This window comes from Micromonospora sp. DT41, assembly GCF_049841715.1.
In the GTDB taxonomy this organism is placed as follows: domain Bacteria; phylum Actinomycetota; class Actinomycetes; order Mycobacteriales; family Micromonosporaceae; genus Micromonospora; species Micromonospora profundi.
The window spans coordinates 87,760-103,808 of sequence record NZ_JBNCKU010000004.1 but is presented as its reverse complement, the minus strand read 5'-3'; the positions used below and the strand labels follow the sequence as shown (position 1 = coordinate 103,808).

The window sequence follows — 16,049 nt, the reverse complement described above, 5'->3', positions numbered from 1 at the left end:
CTCGCGTGCGCCGGCCGGGCGTCGTACGGCGTACGGCCGCGTTGTTAGGATTGCCGACCATGGCGAGTCAGCGTAAGGCGAGCGCGGACCCGGCCCGCAGCCTGGCCATCCTGTGGCGCACCCGGGAACCGACCAGTCGCAGCGCCGGCCAAGGGCTCAGCGTCGACCGGATCGTCCGCGCCGCGATCGACATCGCCGACACCGAGGGCCTCGACGCGCTGACCATGCGCAGGGTCGGTGAGGCGCTCGGCGTCGGCACGATGTCGGTATACACGTACGTGCCGGGCAAGACCGAACTCGTCGACGTCATGATCGACACCGCGTACGGCGAGATGCCCCGCACCGCCGGCGACGGCGACTGGCGGGCACGGCTGGAGCGGATCGCCCGGGACAACCTCGCGCTCTACAAGCGCCACCCGTGGATGCTGCGGGCCGAGACGACCCGGCCGGTGCTCGGCCCGCACACGATCGCCAAGTACGACCACGAACTCGGCGCGGTCGCCGACATCGGTCTCACCGACGTGGAGATGGACGCGGTCCTCACCCTCGTCCTCGGGCACGTCAAGAGCGCCGCCCGCGCCGCGTCGGAGGTGCTCGACCTGGAGCGGGACACCGGCATGACCGACGGGCAGTGGTGGCAGTCGCACGCGCCGTGGCTGGAGACGTTCCTGACCGCCGACAGGTTCCCGACCGCGTCCCGGGTCGGCACGGCGGCCGGGCAGCAGCACGGCGCCGCGTACGGCCCGGAGTACGCCTTCGAGTTCGGCCTGCAACGGGTCCTCGACGGGATCTCGGTGGTGGTCGCCGAGCGGTCCCGCTAGCGAATCGACCCGGGCGCCTCGGCGCGGGTGGTACGACTGGGGCGGCGACTGCGGCTGCGGGCCCGGGGGGACGGCGAATGACGAGTGGGCTTCCGGGACGGCTGTTGCAACGGCGGGAGAACCCCCGCCGTACGTCGTTCCTGGAGCTCTTCTTCGACCTGACAGTCATCTTCGCGCTGACCCGGCTCTCCCAGGCGTTCCTGCACGACCTCAGCATCCTCGGCGGCTTCCAGGTGCTGGTGCTGCTGGCGGCGATCTGGTGGGTGTGGTTCGTGACCGCGTGGTCGGCCGACTGGTTCGACCCGCGTGCGCCGCTTATCGTCGCCCTGCTTCTCTGGGTGATGTTCGGCGGCCTGCTGATGGCCGCCGCCGTGCCCACCGCGTTCGACGAGCACGCGCTCGTGTTCGCCGTCGCCTATGTCGCCATCCACCTGGGCAGGGCGGCGTTGCTGCTCCCCGCCCTGCGCGGGCACCCCTTGCAGGTGCGGACGGCAGCGCGATCGTCGCCGGGATACTGCTGCTGATCGTCCTGCTCGACGCGATGCCCGCAATGTGGAGGCGGGAGTCCGTCGACCGAAGCGACGCGGCACCTGGCTAGCCGGCCGGGCTGCCGCCCCGCGTCGACCAGCGACCGGGCACCAGCTGCCGGATCACGCCAGAGTCCGGGGCAGCTCAGGAGTCTTCGGGCTGCCGGTCGGACTCCGCTACGACCGCACGGACCTTGCGCAGGGTGGCGTCGGGCGCACGGATCGCCGTCCGCCACCGGTCCAGTGTGCGGGTGAGGACCCGGACGACGAACTGCAACTGGTTGACCTGCTCGCGCAGCAGCCCCAGCTCCGATCTGGCGCTTATCGCCTGGCCTTCCAACTCGGTGATCCGCGACTGTAGTGGCTGCACGAGGGTCAGGGCGGCCTCGGTGAGGGTGTCGGCCGCGTCGGCCTTGAACTTGCCGCGCTGCACCACGACTGTGGCGATGGCGGCCAGGCCGGTGGTCCCGCCGAGGATGCCGAGCAGGCTGATCAGTATCTGTACCCAGCCCGGCGCCTCGGGGGTCGGTGCTGAGATCACGTGACACCTCCCACGACCCGCCGGTGGGTCGTGCACTGGTGGCCGTAGGCCAGGCAGCGCAGGTCGTTGGCGATCTGGGCGGCCCGCCAGAACGACCCCGCAGGCACCGCGCTGATCAGCGACGCCGCGACGACACCCTGCTGGCCCGACACCGCCACCAGCGCCACCGCGTACATGCCGGTGATGGTGCCGAGCACCAGGACGGACGCGAACTCGATGCCGAGGCTCGTGGAGAGCCGACCGGGCCACAGGATGCCCAGCAGCCCGGCCACCCCGACGACGATCAGGGAGACCTCCCAGCCGAGCCGGATGGGTTCGGGCATCGACAGTTGGACAGACGGTGGTCGGACATCGAGCGCCATCAGCAGGACACCGCAGATGGACGTCGTGACCAGAGCGGCCACCTCGAACGGCTGGTGCTTGGCCCGGACTCGCAGAATTCCCACGGCAACTCCCTGGTCGAGGACCGTGGTCACCCGCCGCCCGCCGGGGGACGTGCCGTGCTGCTGGTCGCGCGTTCGCGGCGCGGTCCGTCGGCGGCCTTCGTCCAGGCGGTGCGTGTGGACGGTCGATGGTCGAGGAGGTGAGCGACTCGCCGTCGTTGGCTGGCCGGTATCTGCCTGTGTATCACCGGCGGGCGGTTCGCGTCCACCTGCGTAACGTCGTGTATCCGCAGGTCAGATGGGGTGCAGAAGGGCTTCGGCCGGGCTGCGCGCAGCGTGACGGGGGGAGGGCCGGCGAACCGGCCACCCTCCCTGTCATAACTATACGTGTCGGGAATTTAACTGAGAGTCATGGGGGTTGTCGATCTATCGCCCCAGCAGGGCGCGCAGCGCCCGGACCACCTCGGCCGGCGCCTCCTCGGCCATGAAATGCCCGCAGGTGACGGTCTGGTGCTCCAGGTCCGGCGCCCAGGCCCGCCACACCTTCGCCGCGTCGTAGCCCAGCGCCGCCCCCCAGTCCTGCTGGAGGACCGTCACCGGCATCCGCAGCAGGTTGCCAGCCGCCCGATCGGCGGTGTCGTGGGCGACGTCGACAGCGGCTGACGCCCGATAGTCGGCCACGATCGAGGGAACCGCCTCCCGGGACGCACGCAGGTACGCGGCCCGCACGTCGGCGGGAATCGCCTCCGGATCGCGTGCCCACAGGTCCAGGAAGTAGCCGAAGAACGCGTCCGGGCTGCCACCGATCAGCTGCTCGGGCAGGCCCTGCGGCTGCGCCATCAGGTACAGGTGGAACGCGACAGCCGCCGAGACACCGTGCAGCACGTCCCACATGTCCAGGGTGGGCAGGATGTCGAGCAGGGCGAGTCGGCTGACCGCCGCCGGATGGTCGAGGCCCGCCCGGAACGCGACAAGGGCACCCCTATCGTGACCGGCAAGCGCGAAGCGGTCGTGACCGAGCGCGCCGGCCAGCGCCACGATGTCCGCCGCCATGGTGCGCTTGGCGTACGCGTCGCCGTCGGTGTCCACGGGCTTGTCGCTGTCGCCGTACCCGCGCAGGTCGGGGCAGATGACTGTGTGATCGGCGGCCAGGTCGGCCGCGACGTGCCGCCACATGAGGTGGGTCTGCGGGAAACCGTGCAGCAGCACGATCGCCGGCCCGGAGCCGCCCACGGCGGCGCTGAGCGTCACACCGTCGGCGACGGTGACGCGGCGGTAGTCGAAACCGTTGATCCTCGGGTCCACGGGGAACCTTCCTGATGAGCGGGGTCGGCGGGGGCGGGTGCCCGTCGCCGTCGTACCTGATCGAGCCTGGCCGGTGGGCATCAGCGACCGGTCAGCGACGGATCAGTACCGGCCGGCCGAGGTGGCCCGGGACGCCCGCCTAGATTGGTCCTGTGACCAGGCAGCAGGCCGCACCCGAGGCGGTGACCTTCGGCGTGCTCGGGCCGGTGACAGCCACGACGGAAGGTGGCCCGGTCGCGCTCAAGGGGCCCCGGCAGCGCACCGTGCTGGCCCGGCTGCTGATCGCCAGGGGCCGGGTCGTGCCTGTGGAACGCCTCGTCGACGACCTGTGGGAGAGCCCTCCCGACGGCGCGGTGGGTGCCATCCGCACCTTCGTCGCCGACCTGCGGCGGGCGCTGGAGCCGGACCGGCCGCCCCGGCAGCCACCCCGGCTCCTGGTCACCGAACCCACCGGGTACGTGCTGCGGGCCGCCCCGGACGCGGTGGACGCCTGGCGGTTCGAGGCTGCGGTCGGCGAGGCGGGACGGCTGCTCACGGCAGGACTGCCCGCACCGGCCCTGGACGCCGTGGACGCGGCCCTGGGGTTGTGGCGCGGGCCCGCGTACGCCGACTGCGCGGGTGAGATCTGGGCGGCCGCGGAGATCAACCGGCTGGACGAGCTGCGGATGCTCGCCGTCGAGCGACGCGCCGAGGCGCTGCTGGCGCTGGGTCGGCCGGACGAGGCAGCCGCCGACCTGCCCGCCCACCTCGCCCACCATCCGCTGCGGGAGGACGCCTGGCGGCTGCTCGCTGTCGCCCGGTACCGCTCCGGCCGACAGGGCGAGGCGTTGGCCGCGCTGCGCCAGGCGCGCGACGTCCTGGTGGCCGAGCTGGGCCTGGACCCGGGACCCGAGCTGCGGCAGCTGGAAGCCGACATCCTGGCCCAGGCGCCCCACCTCACCAGCACCGCGCCGCCGCCAGCCAGGCGAGTCGGGTCGCCGCAGCCATCCGGTCGGGTCGACTCGACGCCGCAACCAGGTCGAGTCGGCTCGACATCCGGTCGGGTCGGCTCGCCGCCGCAACGGCCGTTCGTTGGTCGGGACGCGGAACTTCAGCGGCTGCGGCACGCCGCCGAGGCCGTCGCCCGCTCCGGCCGGCCCGCGCTCGCCCTGCTCAGCGGCGATCCGGGCGCCGGCAAGACCGCACTGGCCGAGGCGTTGACCCGCCGGCTCACCGCCGAGGGCTGGGCGACGGCGTGGGGTCGCAGCCCGGAGTACGAGGGCGCCCCGGCAGCCTGGCCGTGGACCCAGATCACCGACGCGCTCACCGGACCGACAGCGCTGGCCGAGCCTGCCGGAGGTGGGTCCGAGGGCGCAGGCGATCCGGCGGTGGCCCGGTTCCGCAGGCACCGCGCGGTGGCATCGCTGCTCTCGGGCGTCGCCGACCGGGGTCCGCTGCTGGTGGTCCTTGACGACCTGCACCGCGCCGACGGGGACACGCTCGACCTGCTGACCGGGCTGCTCACCGGCCCGCAGCCGGCGACCGGACCGGTGCTGATTCTCGGCACCTACCGGGCCACCGAGATCAACCCCGAGCTGACCGCCGCGCTGGCCCGCTCCGCCAGCCTGGAACCGGTACGGGAGTACCTGGCCGGCCTGTCCGACGAGGCGACCGGCGAACTGGCCCGTGCCGTCGCCGGGGTGGAGCTGGACCCGCCGACGGTCCGGCTTATCCACCATCGCAGCGGCGGCAACCCGTTCTTCGTACGCGAGCTGGCCCAGTTGTACGTGGGTGAGGGCGCTGTCGCGCTGGCGGCAGTGCCACCGGGAGTGCGCGACGTCATCCGGCACCGCGTCGGGCAGCTGCCCGAACCGACCCGTACCGTGCTGCGGCAGGCGGCAGTGCTCGGCCGCGACCTCGACCCGGAGGTCCTCGGTGCGCTCACTGACGACCCGGAGGCGGTGCTGGACGCCCTGGACCGCGCGTTGCAGGCCGGTTTCCTGACCGAGGGGGAGTCCGACGGGCAGCTACGGTTCACCCACATCCTGGTCCGCGACACCCTCTACGCCGACCTGTCAGCTCCCCGCCGCGCCGCCTGGCACGCCGCGGCGGCTGACGCGCTGCAACGGCGTCAGCCGGTCGACCCGGCCGCGCTCGCGCACCACCTGCTGCACGCCGGGGGACCGGACGCCGCCCGGCGGGCTGCCGGCTACGCGCGTACCGCCGCCGAGGTGGCCGAGCGGGCCGGCAACCCGCACGAGGCGGCCCGGCTGTGGGCGCAGGTCATCGAGGCGTACGACAGGGCCGGTGGGACCGAGCGGCGCGAGCGGCTGAGCGCGGTGCTCGGCCTCGGGCGGGCGCTGGCGGTGACGGGCCGGCTGGCCGAGGCGCGGCGGTACCGGGCCGGGGCGATCGCCGACGCGGAAACCGTCGGTGACCCCCGGCTGACGGCGGCGGTGCTGGCCGGCTTCGACGTGCCCGCCATCTGGACCCGCAACGACGACGACCTGCTCTCCGGGCGCATCGTCCGCGCCGCGGAACACGCCCTGGCCGGTCTGGGATCGACCGGCTCGGCGCAGCGCAGCCGGCTGCTGAGCACGCTCGCGTTGGAGCTGCGCGGCAGCACCGGTGACAGTGGTCGCCGGGCCGCCACCGAGGCCGAGACGATCGCCCGGACCGCCGGGGACGCCGGGCTGCTGGCCTTCGCGCTCAACGCGCGCTTCATGCACGCCTTCGACAGGGTCGGGTTGGCCACCGAGCGGGCGCGGATCGGAGAGCAGCTCATCGACGTCGCCGCCCGGCACCAACTGGTGACCTTCGAGGTGCTGGGCCATCTCATCCTGGTCCAGGCGTGCTGCGCGCGCGCCGACCGCGCCGGGTCCGACGCGCACGCCCGCGCCGCCGACCGCCTCGCCCAGCGGTACGAGCTGCCGCTGGTCGGCGTCTTCACCGGCTGGTACGCCGCGTTGCGCCTCGCCCTGGACGGCGACCGGGCCACCGCGGCCCAGGCGTACCGGGCGGCTGCCGACCGGCTGCCCGCCGACGACATGCCGGGCCTGACCCGTGGGCTGCTCCCGCTCGCGCTGCTCGGCCTGCACCTGGACGCCGCCGCCAGCGCCGACCTGCCGGCGCGCGCCGATCGACAGGTCGACGCCGGGGGACCGGTTGCGGGCCTGGACGTCGAGGACTGGGCCAGCCTGGACTGGGGGCCGCACGAACCGTGGGTCCGACCGCTGCTGCTCGCCGCCGCCGGCGACCGGGACGCTGCCCGCACCGCGCTGCGGACCCTCCCGGACGGCCCGCACGACCTGCTGCGGGAGACCCGGCTCTGCCTCATCGCCCAGGCGGCGCTCGCGGTGGAGGACCGATCCACGATGGAGTACGTCGCCGCAGCGCTCCGCCCGGCCGCCACTGAACTGGCCGCCGGCAGCGGGGTCCTCACCGCCGGCCCGGTAGCGGGTCACCTCGCCGGGCTGGCCGCGGCACTGGGCCGCCCCGAGGAAGCGGCCGACCACCTCCGTACCGCCCGAGCGATCACCGCCCGCGCCCGCGCCTGAGTCGTCACCGCCGCCGCGGCGTGCGCGTCGTCGTCGACCGACAAGGGGTGCTGCCGCGTTCCGGGGGCCGGTCGACTTGCCGGTTCTCGTGGAACTGTCCGGCGGCGTGCGGTCAGATGGAGGCACCGGCGCGTGCCGTCGTCGCCACGGATCGAGGGAGGTACGCGTGGAGGCGCTCGTCCTGATCGTGGTGCTGGGCGTGACAGTCCTGCTCGGCACCACCCTCGGTGGCCGGTACCGCGTCGCGCCGCCGGTCCTGCTCATCGCGTTCGGCGTCCTGCTCGGGCTGACACCGCCGTTGTCCGAGCTGACCCTGGAACCGGACCTGGTGCTGCTGATCTTCCTGCCGGCGATCCTCTACCGGGAGAGCCTCACCATCAGCCTGCGCGAGATCCGGGCCAACCTGCCGGTGATCGGGCTGCTCGCCGTGGTGCTCGTGCTGCTCACCATGGTCACGGTGTCGCTTACCGCGCAGGCGTTCGGGGTGCACCCCGCCCCCGCGTGGGTGCTCGGCGCGGTTCTCGCGCCGACCGACGCCGCCGCGGTCACCGGTCTGGCGAAACGGCTGCCCCGCAAGCTCCTCACCACCCTGCACGCGGAGAGCCTGATCAACGACGGCACCGCCTTGGTGATCTTCGCGGTGGCCGTGGGTCTGCTCACCGGCGCCGCGGAGCCGGGTGTGCTGGGCATCAGCGAGGAGTTCGTCGGCGCCAGCGCCGGTGGTGTGCTCGCCGGGCTGCTGGTGGGTGGCTTCGTGGTGCTGATTCGCAAACGGCTCGACGATCCGCTGCGCGAGGGCGCGTTGAGCGTGCTGACGCCGTTCGGCGCGTTCCTGCTGGCCGATTCGGTGCACGCAAGCGGTGTGCTCGCGGTGGTCGTCGCCGGCCTGGTCCTCGCCTACGCCGGTCCACGGGTGATCCGCGCCCGTTCCCGCGTGCTTGCCTACGCGTTCTGGGACCTGTCCACGTTCCTCATCAACGGCGGCCTGTTCGTCCTGCTCGGCACCCAGATCCCCCGGGCCGTCCGGGGCATCACCAGCACCTCGCCGCAACGGGCCCTGATGATCGTGGTGGTGGTCACCTCGGTCGTGATCGCCACGCGGCTGCTGTTCGTCTACCTGACGAGCGAGTCGGCGATGCTGTTGCGCCGCCGGGCACCGACCGACAGCAACGGCGGGGCGTCCCGATGGCGGGTCGGCACCGTCGCCGGCTGGGCCGGGTTCCGGGGCGCCGTCTCGCTGGCCGCGGCGCTTGCCGTCCCGACGATGACGGTCGCCGGCCGTCCGGTGGTCGAACGCGACCTGATCATCTTCGTCACCGCGTTGGTCATCGTGTTGATCATGCTGGTGCAGGGCACCACACTGCCGCTTGTGGTGCGCTGGGCGGGGCTGGGCGGCGACCCCGGGCGCGACGAGGAGGTGCGGCAGGCGCGGCTACGCGCCACCGAGGCCGGCCTGGCCGCGTTACCCCAGGTCGCCGCGGACATCGGTGCCGGGGAGGACGCGGTTCGCCGGTTGCAGGCCGAGTACCAGCGGCACCTGGCGGACGTGAACGAGGGCGGCGGGGACACCGCCGAGGAACGTGACCTGGAACGTCAACTGCGCCTCGGAATTCTCGCCCACAAACGGCGCGAGGTCACCCGCCTGCGCGACAGGCGGGAGATCGACGACCTCGTGCTGCTGGAGTTGCAGGCCGCGCTCGACAACGAGGAGATCCGGTTGCTGGGGCGCGGCCCCGAGGACTGATGTCGCGGCTCAGAGCACCTGATCGAGGAAGCGGCGCAGCCGTGGGTGCTCGGCCCCCTCGAAGATCCTCTCCGGAGGGCCGGCCTCCAGCACCACGCCCCGGTCCATGAAGGCGACGGTGTCGGCTACCTGCCGGGCGAAGCCCATCTCATGGGTGACCACCACCATCGTCATCCCGCCGGAGGAGAGGTCGGCCATCACCCCGAGCACGCCCTTCACCAGTTCGGGGTCGAGCGCCGAGGTGGCCTCGTCGAAGAGCATCACCTCGGGTCGCAGGGCCAGCGCCCGGGCGATCGCGACGCGCTGCTGCTGGCCGCCGGAGAGTTGCGTCGGCCGGGCGTCGGCCTTGCCTGCCAACCCGACCAGCTCCAATTGGGCGCGGGCGACAGCTACCGCCTCGTCCTCGCTGAGCTTGCGCAGCCGGCGCAGTGCCAGGGTGATGTTGCGCAGCACGCTCATGTGCGGAAAGAGGTTGAACTGCTGGAAGACCATGCCCACCCGCTGCCGCAGCGCGTCCGGGTCGTCGCCCAACACGCTGCGCCCGTCCAGCAGCACGTCGCCGCGGTCGGGCTCGATGAGCCGGTTGAGGGTACGCAGCAGAGTGGACTTGCCCGACCCGGAAGGCCCGATCACGCAGGCCGTCGCACCGCGCGGCACTGTCAGGTCGACGCCGCGCAGCACCCGGTTGGGCCCGAAGGCGAGGTGTACGTCCCGCGCGTCGAGGCTGACCGAGGTGGTCGTCGCGATGCTCATCGGCGGTCTCCTTCCGGGATGCCGGCAAGCGCCGGCTCGTCCTCGTCGTCGTCCGGTGGCGCGGTGGCCGGCCGGCCGAGGCGCAGCCGCCGGTCGATCCAGTTGACGATGTGCGTCAGCGGGACTGTCAACGCCAGGTAGAAGAGCCCGGCCAGCAGCAGCGCGGACTGGTTGCCGGTGTTTGCCGCGTAGTCCTGCCCGATCCGGAACAGCTCGCGCTGGCTGGCCACCAGCCCGAGGAAGTAGACCAGGCTGGAATCCTTGATCAGCGCGATGAGCTGGTTGACCCAGGCGGGCAGCACCCGCCGGATGCCCTGCGGAATGATCACCAGCCGCATCGAGTCGGCCCAGGAGAAGCCGAGCGCGCGGGCGCCCTCCAACTGGGCGGCCTCCACCGACTGGATGCCCGAGCGGAAGATCTCACCGATGTACGCCGACGCGATGAGCGACAGCGCCAGAATGCCCAGCGGGTACGGGTCGGGCCCCCAGACCTCCATGCCGAGCGGGGCGAGCCCGACGCCGATCAGCAGGATCGTGGCCGCCGCAGGCAACCCCCGGAAGATGTCGGTGTAGACGCGCGCCGGCCAGCGCAGCCATCGGCTGCGGGAGATGCCGGCGACGGCGAGCAGCAGGCCCAGCACCGAGCCGAGCAGGGCGGCGGAGACCGCCAGGATCAGGGTGTTGGGCAGCCCGACGGTAAGCATGTCGGGCAGTGCCTCGCGCATCGACCTCCAGTCGAAGAAGGTCTCCCAGAGGGTGCTCAACGGATCCATCGGTCGCCTCTCCTACCGCCCTGCTCGCTCGTCACTGGTACGCCGTCAGGACGCGGCGGACGCGGACGCAGCCGCCGACGGCACTGCCACCGTGCCGCTGCCCGGCTTGAAGTCCTCCGGAACCGGCCGGCCCGGGTAGTACTGCGCCTGCAACCGGCTCCACGTGCCGTCCGCGATGACCTCGTCGAGGCCCTTGTTCAGCGCCTCGCGCAGCTTGTCGTTGCCCTTTGCCACCGCGTACGCGGTCGGGGTGGGGCTGAGCTGCTTGGCCGCCACGGTGATCTTGCCGTTGCTGTCGGCGGCCAGCTTGTCGCCGATCTCGGCCGGGGCGATCCACGCGTCGGCGGTGCCCGCCTTGAGCTGGTTGATCGCGCTGTTGTAGTCCGGCACGCGGACCGGGTCGAGCTTCTGCCCGGTGGCGTAGTCGTCCTGGACGGTGCCCTGCACCACGACGACCCGCTTGCCGGCGAGCTGGTCGAAGCCGGTGATCGGCGAGCCGGCCGGAACGTCCAGGCCGAAGTAGCCGAAGTCGTAGCCGTTGCCGAAGTCGACTGTCTTCTTCCGCGCCTCGGTGATCGTGATCGAGGAACTGCCGACGTCGAACTTGCGGTTGTTGACCTGGGACAGTAACGCGGAGAAGTCGGTGCCGACGAACTCGACCTTCAGGCCGAGCTTGTCGGCGACCGCCGTGAGCAGGTCGTTGTCGAAGCCAGTGAACTTGCCGTCCTTGAGGAACACGTTCGGCGGCGCGTCGGAGAGCGTGCCGGCCCGCAGCACGCCGGGCTGCGCCAGGTTGTACGGGTTGCCGGTGGCCTCGGACGAAGCGTCGTCGGAGCCGCAGGCGGTGAGCGCGGTCGCGGCGAGGATCGCGGCGGCACCGACAGCGGCGGCACGGGTCAGAGCAGGAAGGAATCGCACGAGTGTCTCCGAAAGGTCGCGTCTGGGGCGGGCGTGGACGTGCGCCGCCCACGGTGCGCCCGATGAGGGCGTACCGCTTGGGTGGTTCCTGGAAAGGGGAAGTGCGCTAGTGCGCTGCGCGGCCGCGACAGGCGGCGCTGCACACCCGCATCATGTCCACGTGCCGCCGCCGGATCAGTACCGGCGTGACCCGACCTGCGCGGAAGTCCGCGCCGTCGGCTTGTGGATCGGTGTTGAGGATGCGCATAAAGGTCTCCCGGGTCTGTGCTGACCTGGGTGCCAGGCCACGCTTGCACCGGCGTCCTGCCGGTGCCTGGTCTTCACCCGGGGCACCCCACCGCGGAGGAGGGTTGCCGGCCAGCAAGCCGGGGCTTCGCGCTGGCACTCATGACCTGCGCCGAGGCTAGCAGCAGACCCCGGCCCGCCGTCCAGCCGATATGACCACGCTCACCGTCCGTTGCCTGGTCAGCCGGCATGCACGTGCGGCCGGCGCGTCGGGTCGGGCTCCTGGCGGCGCAGGATCTCCCTGGTCACCGACGCGATCTCGCCCTGCCCGAACGCCAGGTAGCGCAGGACGTTGCGGGCCGGACCGCCCTCGGTCCACTCGAAGTAGATGTGGGGACGTCGCCTGCTGCGGTCGCGGATCTCCAGCAGCAGGGCGGCCAGCGCATTGGGCACCGACGAACTGGCCAGGCTGAGCACCGGGAAGCGGTCGTGCGCCACGCTGCCGCGCACCAGCAGCCCGGTCTCGAAGTCCGACGGATCGGTGACGTGGACCTCGACGAAGACGACATCGCTGTCGTCGGGGAAGTCGTTGTCGGCCATGGTCTGCGCCAGCTTGTCGCGGTACTCCGCCAGGTCGCGCCGCCCCGGCTCGTGGGCGATGAGGCGGATCCGACGCCCGGCACGCTCGGCGACGAACGCCGTCGCGAGCGGGTCCAACTCGACCCGGTCGACACGCAACTCGAAGGCCCGCAGCACCCGCGAAAGCGCCGACACCAGGATCATCGCACCGATGAAGCAGGCGGCGATCTTGACGCCGTCGGGGCGTTGCACCACGTTCGCCGCCGTTGTGTAGACGAACACGACGGCGATGACTCCGAACGCGATCATGCGCCCGCGCTGCCCGCGCCGCCGTGCCGCGAGGGTCACCGCCGTCGACGCCGAGGTGATCAGGACCAGAACCCCTGTGGCGTACGCGCCGCCCTGCGCGTCGACGCTGGCCCTGAAGATGATCGTGATGAGGAACGCGACGCCGGTGAACACCAGCACCAACGGCCGGACCGCCCGCGCCCAGGCCGGCGCCATGCCGTACCGGGGCAGATAGCGGGGCACCAGGTTGAGCAGGCCGGCCATCGCCGAGGCGCCCGCGAACCAGAGGATCCCGATCGTCGACAGGTCGTACGCCGTGCCGAAGACCTGGCCGAGATTCTCGTGCGCCAGATAGGCCAGGGCCCGCCCGTTCGCCGGACCACCCGGCTGGAACGCCTCGGGCGGAATCAGCACTGTGGTGGTCACGCTGCTGGTGATCAGGAAGACGCTCATTGTGGCGGCGGCGGTGGTGAGCAGGCGACGCGCGCCCCGGATCCGGCCCAGCGGACGGTCCTCCGAGTCCCGCCGGTCCCCCCGGATGTGCGGCATCACCGCCACGCCGGTCTCGAAGCCAGAGAGGCCCAGCGCCAGCTTCGGAAACACCAGCAGGGACAGCGCGACGACCATCAGCGGGTCGCCGTGCCCGGTGGTCAGGGCCGTGGTCCAGTCCCCGACCGCACTCGGATGGGTCACCACCCGCCACAGCGCGTCAACGATCACCACGGCGTTCAACGTCAGGTAGACAGCGACCAGGACGACGGCGATCCCGACGGCCTCACCGAAGCCCTTGAGGAACACCGCGCCGAGCAGCGCCACGAGCAGCAGCGTGAGCAGCACCTCGTGACCCTTGAGGCCACTGGGCCAGAACGGGTTCTCGTCGAGGTGCGCCGTGGCGTCGGCGGCGGACAGGGTGATGGTGATGATGAAGTCGGTGGCCGCGAAACCGAGCAGCACCAGCACGAACAGCTTGCCCGGCCAGTAGCTCAGCAGGCGTACCAGCATCGCGATGGAACCCTCACCGTGCGGGCTGTCCACCGCCACCCGCCGGTAGACCGGCAGCGCGCCCAGCACCGTCACGAGCACCAGCACAAGGGTCGCCACCGGCGAGAGCGCCCCGGCGGCAAGCGCCGCGATGCCCGGCTGGTAGCCGAGCGTCGAGAAGTAATCGACGCCGGTCAGGCACATCACCTTCCACCACGGGTGGTTCCGTTGCGCCGGTGGGCGGGCGTGCAGACCCTGCGGCACGGGCCGCTCCGACGCGTCGGCGAGCAGCCAGCGTCGCACCCGGTCCGTCCGCCGGCCGGCGCGCCTGTCGACCTCCATCGGCGCTACCCCCGTCCCGCCCATGGTCACCGCGAGTATCCGTCGGCGCACCGCCGCCCGTCCGCCGAAACCGTTGGTCGCCGGGCGTCCGGCGGGCGGCACGCCGGAGGGTTTCGGGCCGCAGGGCCCGGGGAAAGCAGCGCGTCCCGGTGGGGAGGCCGCCGGACGGGCGGCACCGGAAAAGGGAGCGCGTCATGGTCGGCGGCCGTCGGTTTCGCCCGGGCGGTGGTTTCGGCCGCCAACTCGACGAGTACGAGACCCGCGTCGGCGTGCCACCCATGGGGGAGCCGACCACGGAGCCCTCCGGCGGTCTTGTCGACAGCGCCGTCTACGTCCAGGGGCACCGGTTCGCCTCACCGAACGGTCTCGCCGACACGTACCGCTGCCTCCAGGAGCAGACCGACGCGATGGCCTGGATCGGGTTGTACCGGCCCGACATCGACCAGATCACCTCGCTGGCCCGGGAGTTCCGCCTGCACGACCTGGCGGTCGAGGACGCGATCAACGCCCACCAGCGGCCCAAGCTGGAGCAGTACGGCGACACCCTGTTCGTGGTGCTGCGCGCCGCCCGCTACGACGACATGCGGGAAGAGGTCGAGTTCTCCGAGCTGCACCTGTTCATCGGGCCGGACTTCGTAGTGACCGTCCGGCACGGTGAGGCCCCCGACCTGGCCGCTGTGCGGCGACGGATGGAGGCCGACGCGCCGATGCTCGCCCAGGGGCCCGAGGCGGTCCTGTACGCGGTCCTCGACCAGGTCGTCGACGGGTACGCGCCGGTGGTGGCGGGGCTGGAGAACGACATCGACGAGATCGAGACGCAGGTCTTCGGCGGTGACCCGAACGCCAGCCGGCGCATCTACGGGCTCAGCCGGGAGGTAATCGAGTTCCAGCGGGCGGCCCGACCGCTGCTGGCAATGCTCGGCGCGCTGGCCGGCGGTGACGGCGCCGACGAGGAACTGAGCCGCTACCTGCGGGACGTCACCGACCACCTCACCCAGGTGGTGGAGCGGGTGGACGGTTTCCGGCACCTGCTCCAGAGCATCCTCACCGTCAACGCCACCCTCGTCTCGCAGCAGCAGAACGAGGAGATGCGCAGCCTCACCGCCGCCAGTTACGCCCAGAACGAGGAGCTGAAGAAGGTGTCCTCATGGGCGGCGATCCTGTTCGCGCCCACGCTTATCGGCACCGTGTACGGCATGAACTTCGTCCACATGCCCGAGCTGCACTGGCGCTTCGGTTACCTGTTCGCGCTGCTGCTCATGCTGCTGGTCTGCGGCACCCTCTACCTGATCTTCAAGCGGCGCGGCTGGCTGTGAGGGGCCGCCGAAAGGTCACTCGATGCCGCGCAGGATGTGCCGCTCGTCCTCGATGTCGTCGTCACCGGCGCCGATCCGGCCGAGCAGCACGGCGGCGGCCCAGATGGTCAGTGGCGTGGCCGCCCCGGTCATGCCGCCGCCGGTCCGGTCGTCCCGGGTCTGGCTCCGCTGGTTGCGCGGTGGCCTGCGCTGAGCCTGCATGGGCACTGCCTCTCCTCGTCGAAGCCGCCCTCGGCGAAGCGGTGTGCTCCCGCGCCACCGGCCGGGCCACCCGCATCCCGGCGGGTCGACACCGGTACGGCATCCACGTCGAACCATCCCACGGCCGGCCACATCCGCACCGCCTGTTTTCGGTTTCCCGACTGTCGCCTGCCAAACCGGACATTACGCACCTAGTCGCTGGTCACCCATGCCGCGGACAGGACCATGATCAACCTGGCGACCGAGGTTTGGCCGTTGAGTGTCGGCGGTACCTGACCCGCAATCGACAAGGAGACGTGACCTGTGGACGTGAGTGACCTTCTGACCGAAACCTACGACCGGCTGCCCGACCTTGTCCGCTCGGCCGTCGACGGGCTCACCCCGGAGCAGCTGCGCTGGACGCCCGCACCGGGCGCCAACTCGATCGGCTGGCTGGTCTGGCACCTGACGCGGGTCCAGGACCATCACGTCGCCCAACTGCTCGACGCCGAGCAGATCTGGGTCAGCGGCGACTGGGCGCAGCGATTCGGCCTGCCCGCCGACCCGGACGACACCGGCTACGGCCACACGCCGGAACAGGTCGCGGGCGTACGCCCGGAGAGCGCGCAGGCCCTCGTCGACTACTACGCGGCCGTCTCGGCGCGTACCGGATCGTTCCTGGCCGGATTGCGACCGGCGGACCTGGACCGGGTGGTCGACGAGGCATGGGACCCGCCGGTCACCCTCGGCGTGCGGCTGGTCAGCATCGCCGAGGACGACCAGCAGCACGCCGGCCAGGCCCACTACGTCCGCGGCCTGTTCGACGCCGGCTGACCG

Annotated in this window: 14 protein-coding genes and 1 riboswitch; of the genes, 6 read left to right on the top strand and 8 right to left on the bottom strand. The window is 71.9% G+C overall.

Going from position 1 to position 16,049, the window contains the following annotated elements; genetic code table 11:
* Nucleotides 1–59: 59 nt before the first annotated feature.
* Together ACLQ23_RS09010 and ACLQ23_RS09005 are read left to right on the top strand one after the other, a co-directional pair.
* Complete coding sequence (locus ACLQ23_RS09010; protein WP_355595478.1) at nucleotides 60–821, top strand: TetR/AcrR family transcriptional regulator; 762 nt, start codon at nucleotides 60–62, stop codon at nucleotides 819–821.
* A 77-nt stretch (nucleotides 822–898) separates the two neighbouring features.
* Complete coding sequence (locus ACLQ23_RS09005; protein WP_355595476.1) at nucleotides 899–1,345, top strand: low temperature requirement protein A; 447 nt, start codon at nucleotides 899–901, stop codon at nucleotides 1,343–1,345.
* A gap of 148 nt (nucleotides 1,346–1,493) precedes the next feature.
* Here the strand turns inward: ACLQ23_RS09005 and ACLQ23_RS09000 are convergent, their stop codons facing one another.
* From ACLQ23_RS09000 to ACLQ23_RS08990, 3 genes are all read right to left on the bottom strand, one after another.
* Nucleotides 1,494–1,889, bottom strand: a complete 396-nt coding sequence (locus ACLQ23_RS09000; RefSeq protein WP_355595474.1) for a hypothetical protein — start codon at nucleotides 1,887–1,889, stop codon at nucleotides 1,494–1,496.
* Nucleotides 1,886–2,335, bottom strand: coding sequence for a hypothetical protein (locus ACLQ23_RS08995; RefSeq protein WP_355595472.1), 450 nt, complete (start codon nucleotides 2,333–2,335; stop codon nucleotides 1,886–1,888). Before ACLQ23_RS08995 ends, ACLQ23_RS09000 begins: the two co-directional genes overlap by 4 nt.
* A gap of 363 nt (nucleotides 2,336–2,698) precedes the next feature.
* Nucleotides 2,699–3,577, bottom strand: a complete 879-nt coding sequence (locus tag ACLQ23_RS08990) for an alpha/beta fold hydrolase (RefSeq protein ID WP_355595470.1) — start codon at nucleotides 3,575–3,577, stop codon at nucleotides 2,699–2,701.
* A 152-nt stretch (nucleotides 3,578–3,729) separates the two neighbouring features.
* On the opposite strand from ACLQ23_RS08990, the gene ACLQ23_RS08985 reads away from it, so the two are divergent.
* Entirely contained in the window at nucleotides 3,730–7,113 is a 3,384-nt protein-coding gene (locus ACLQ23_RS08985) for a BTAD domain-containing putative transcriptional regulator (RefSeq protein WP_425880525.1), read from the top strand.
* Nucleotides 7,114–7,279: 166 nt separating this feature from the next.
* Nucleotides 7,280–8,857, top strand: coding sequence for a Na+/H+ antiporter (locus ACLQ23_RS08980; RefSeq protein ID WP_355595466.1), 1,578 nt, complete (start codon nucleotides 7,280–7,282; stop codon nucleotides 8,855–8,857).
* A gap of 9 nt (nucleotides 8,858–8,866) precedes the next feature.
* Here the strand turns inward: ACLQ23_RS08980 and ACLQ23_RS08975 are convergent, their stop codons facing one another.
* The 4 genes from ACLQ23_RS08975 to ACLQ23_RS08960 all read right to left on the bottom strand — a co-directional run bounded on the left by ACLQ23_RS08975 (nucleotide 8,867) and on the right by ACLQ23_RS08960 (nucleotide 13,716).
* Nucleotides 8,867–9,604 (bottom strand): amino acid ABC transporter ATP-binding protein, encoded by a 738-nt coding sequence (locus tag ACLQ23_RS08975; protein ID WP_355595528.1) that lies wholly within the window; start codon nucleotides 9,602–9,604, stop codon nucleotides 8,867–8,869.
* Between the two features lie 2 nt (nucleotides 9,605–9,606).
* A complete protein-coding gene (locus tag ACLQ23_RS08970; protein WP_355595464.1) occupies nucleotides 9,607–10,383 on the bottom strand; it encodes an amino acid ABC transporter permease in 777 nt (258 codons plus the stop codon).
* A 45-nt stretch (nucleotides 10,384–10,428) separates the two neighbouring features.
* Nucleotides 10,429–11,301, bottom strand: a complete 873-nt coding sequence (locus tag ACLQ23_RS08965; RefSeq protein ID WP_355595462.1) for an ABC transporter substrate-binding protein — start codon at nucleotides 11,299–11,301, stop codon at nucleotides 10,429–10,431.
* Nucleotides 11,302–11,582: 281 nt separating this feature from the next.
* Nucleotides 11,583–11,694: riboswitch (SAM riboswitch) on the bottom strand.
* 72 nt (nucleotides 11,695–11,766) lie between these two features.
* Nucleotides 11,767–13,716 carry an amino acid transporter gene (locus ACLQ23_RS08960; protein ID WP_425880524.1) on the bottom strand — a complete coding sequence of 650 codons (1,950 nt, stop codon included), beginning with the start codon at nucleotides 13,714–13,716 and terminating at the stop codon, nucleotides 11,767–11,769.
* Nucleotides 13,717–13,910: 194 nt separating this feature from the next.
* On the opposite strand from ACLQ23_RS08960, the gene corA reads away from it, so the two are divergent.
* Complete coding sequence (gene corA / locus ACLQ23_RS08955; RefSeq protein ID WP_053652751.1) at nucleotides 13,911–15,032, top strand: magnesium/cobalt transporter CorA; 1,122 nt, start codon at nucleotides 13,911–13,913, stop codon at nucleotides 15,030–15,032.
* A 15-nt stretch (nucleotides 15,033–15,047) separates the two neighbouring features.
* On the opposite strand, the gene ACLQ23_RS08950 is transcribed toward corA, so the two are convergent.
* Nucleotides 15,048–15,239 carry a hypothetical protein gene (locus tag ACLQ23_RS08950; protein WP_157552249.1) on the bottom strand — a complete coding sequence of 64 codons (192 nt, stop codon included), beginning with the start codon at nucleotides 15,237–15,239 and terminating at the stop codon, nucleotides 15,048–15,050.
* A gap of 297 nt (nucleotides 15,240–15,536) precedes the next feature.
* On the opposite strand from ACLQ23_RS08950, the gene ACLQ23_RS08945 reads away from it, so the two are divergent.
* Nucleotides 15,537–16,046: a mycothiol transferase gene (locus ACLQ23_RS08945; RefSeq protein ID WP_425880523.1), complete on the top strand. Its 510-nt coding sequence runs from the start codon at nucleotides 15,537–15,539 to the stop codon at nucleotides 16,044–16,046.
* Nucleotides 16,047–16,049: the final 3 nt, after the last annotated feature.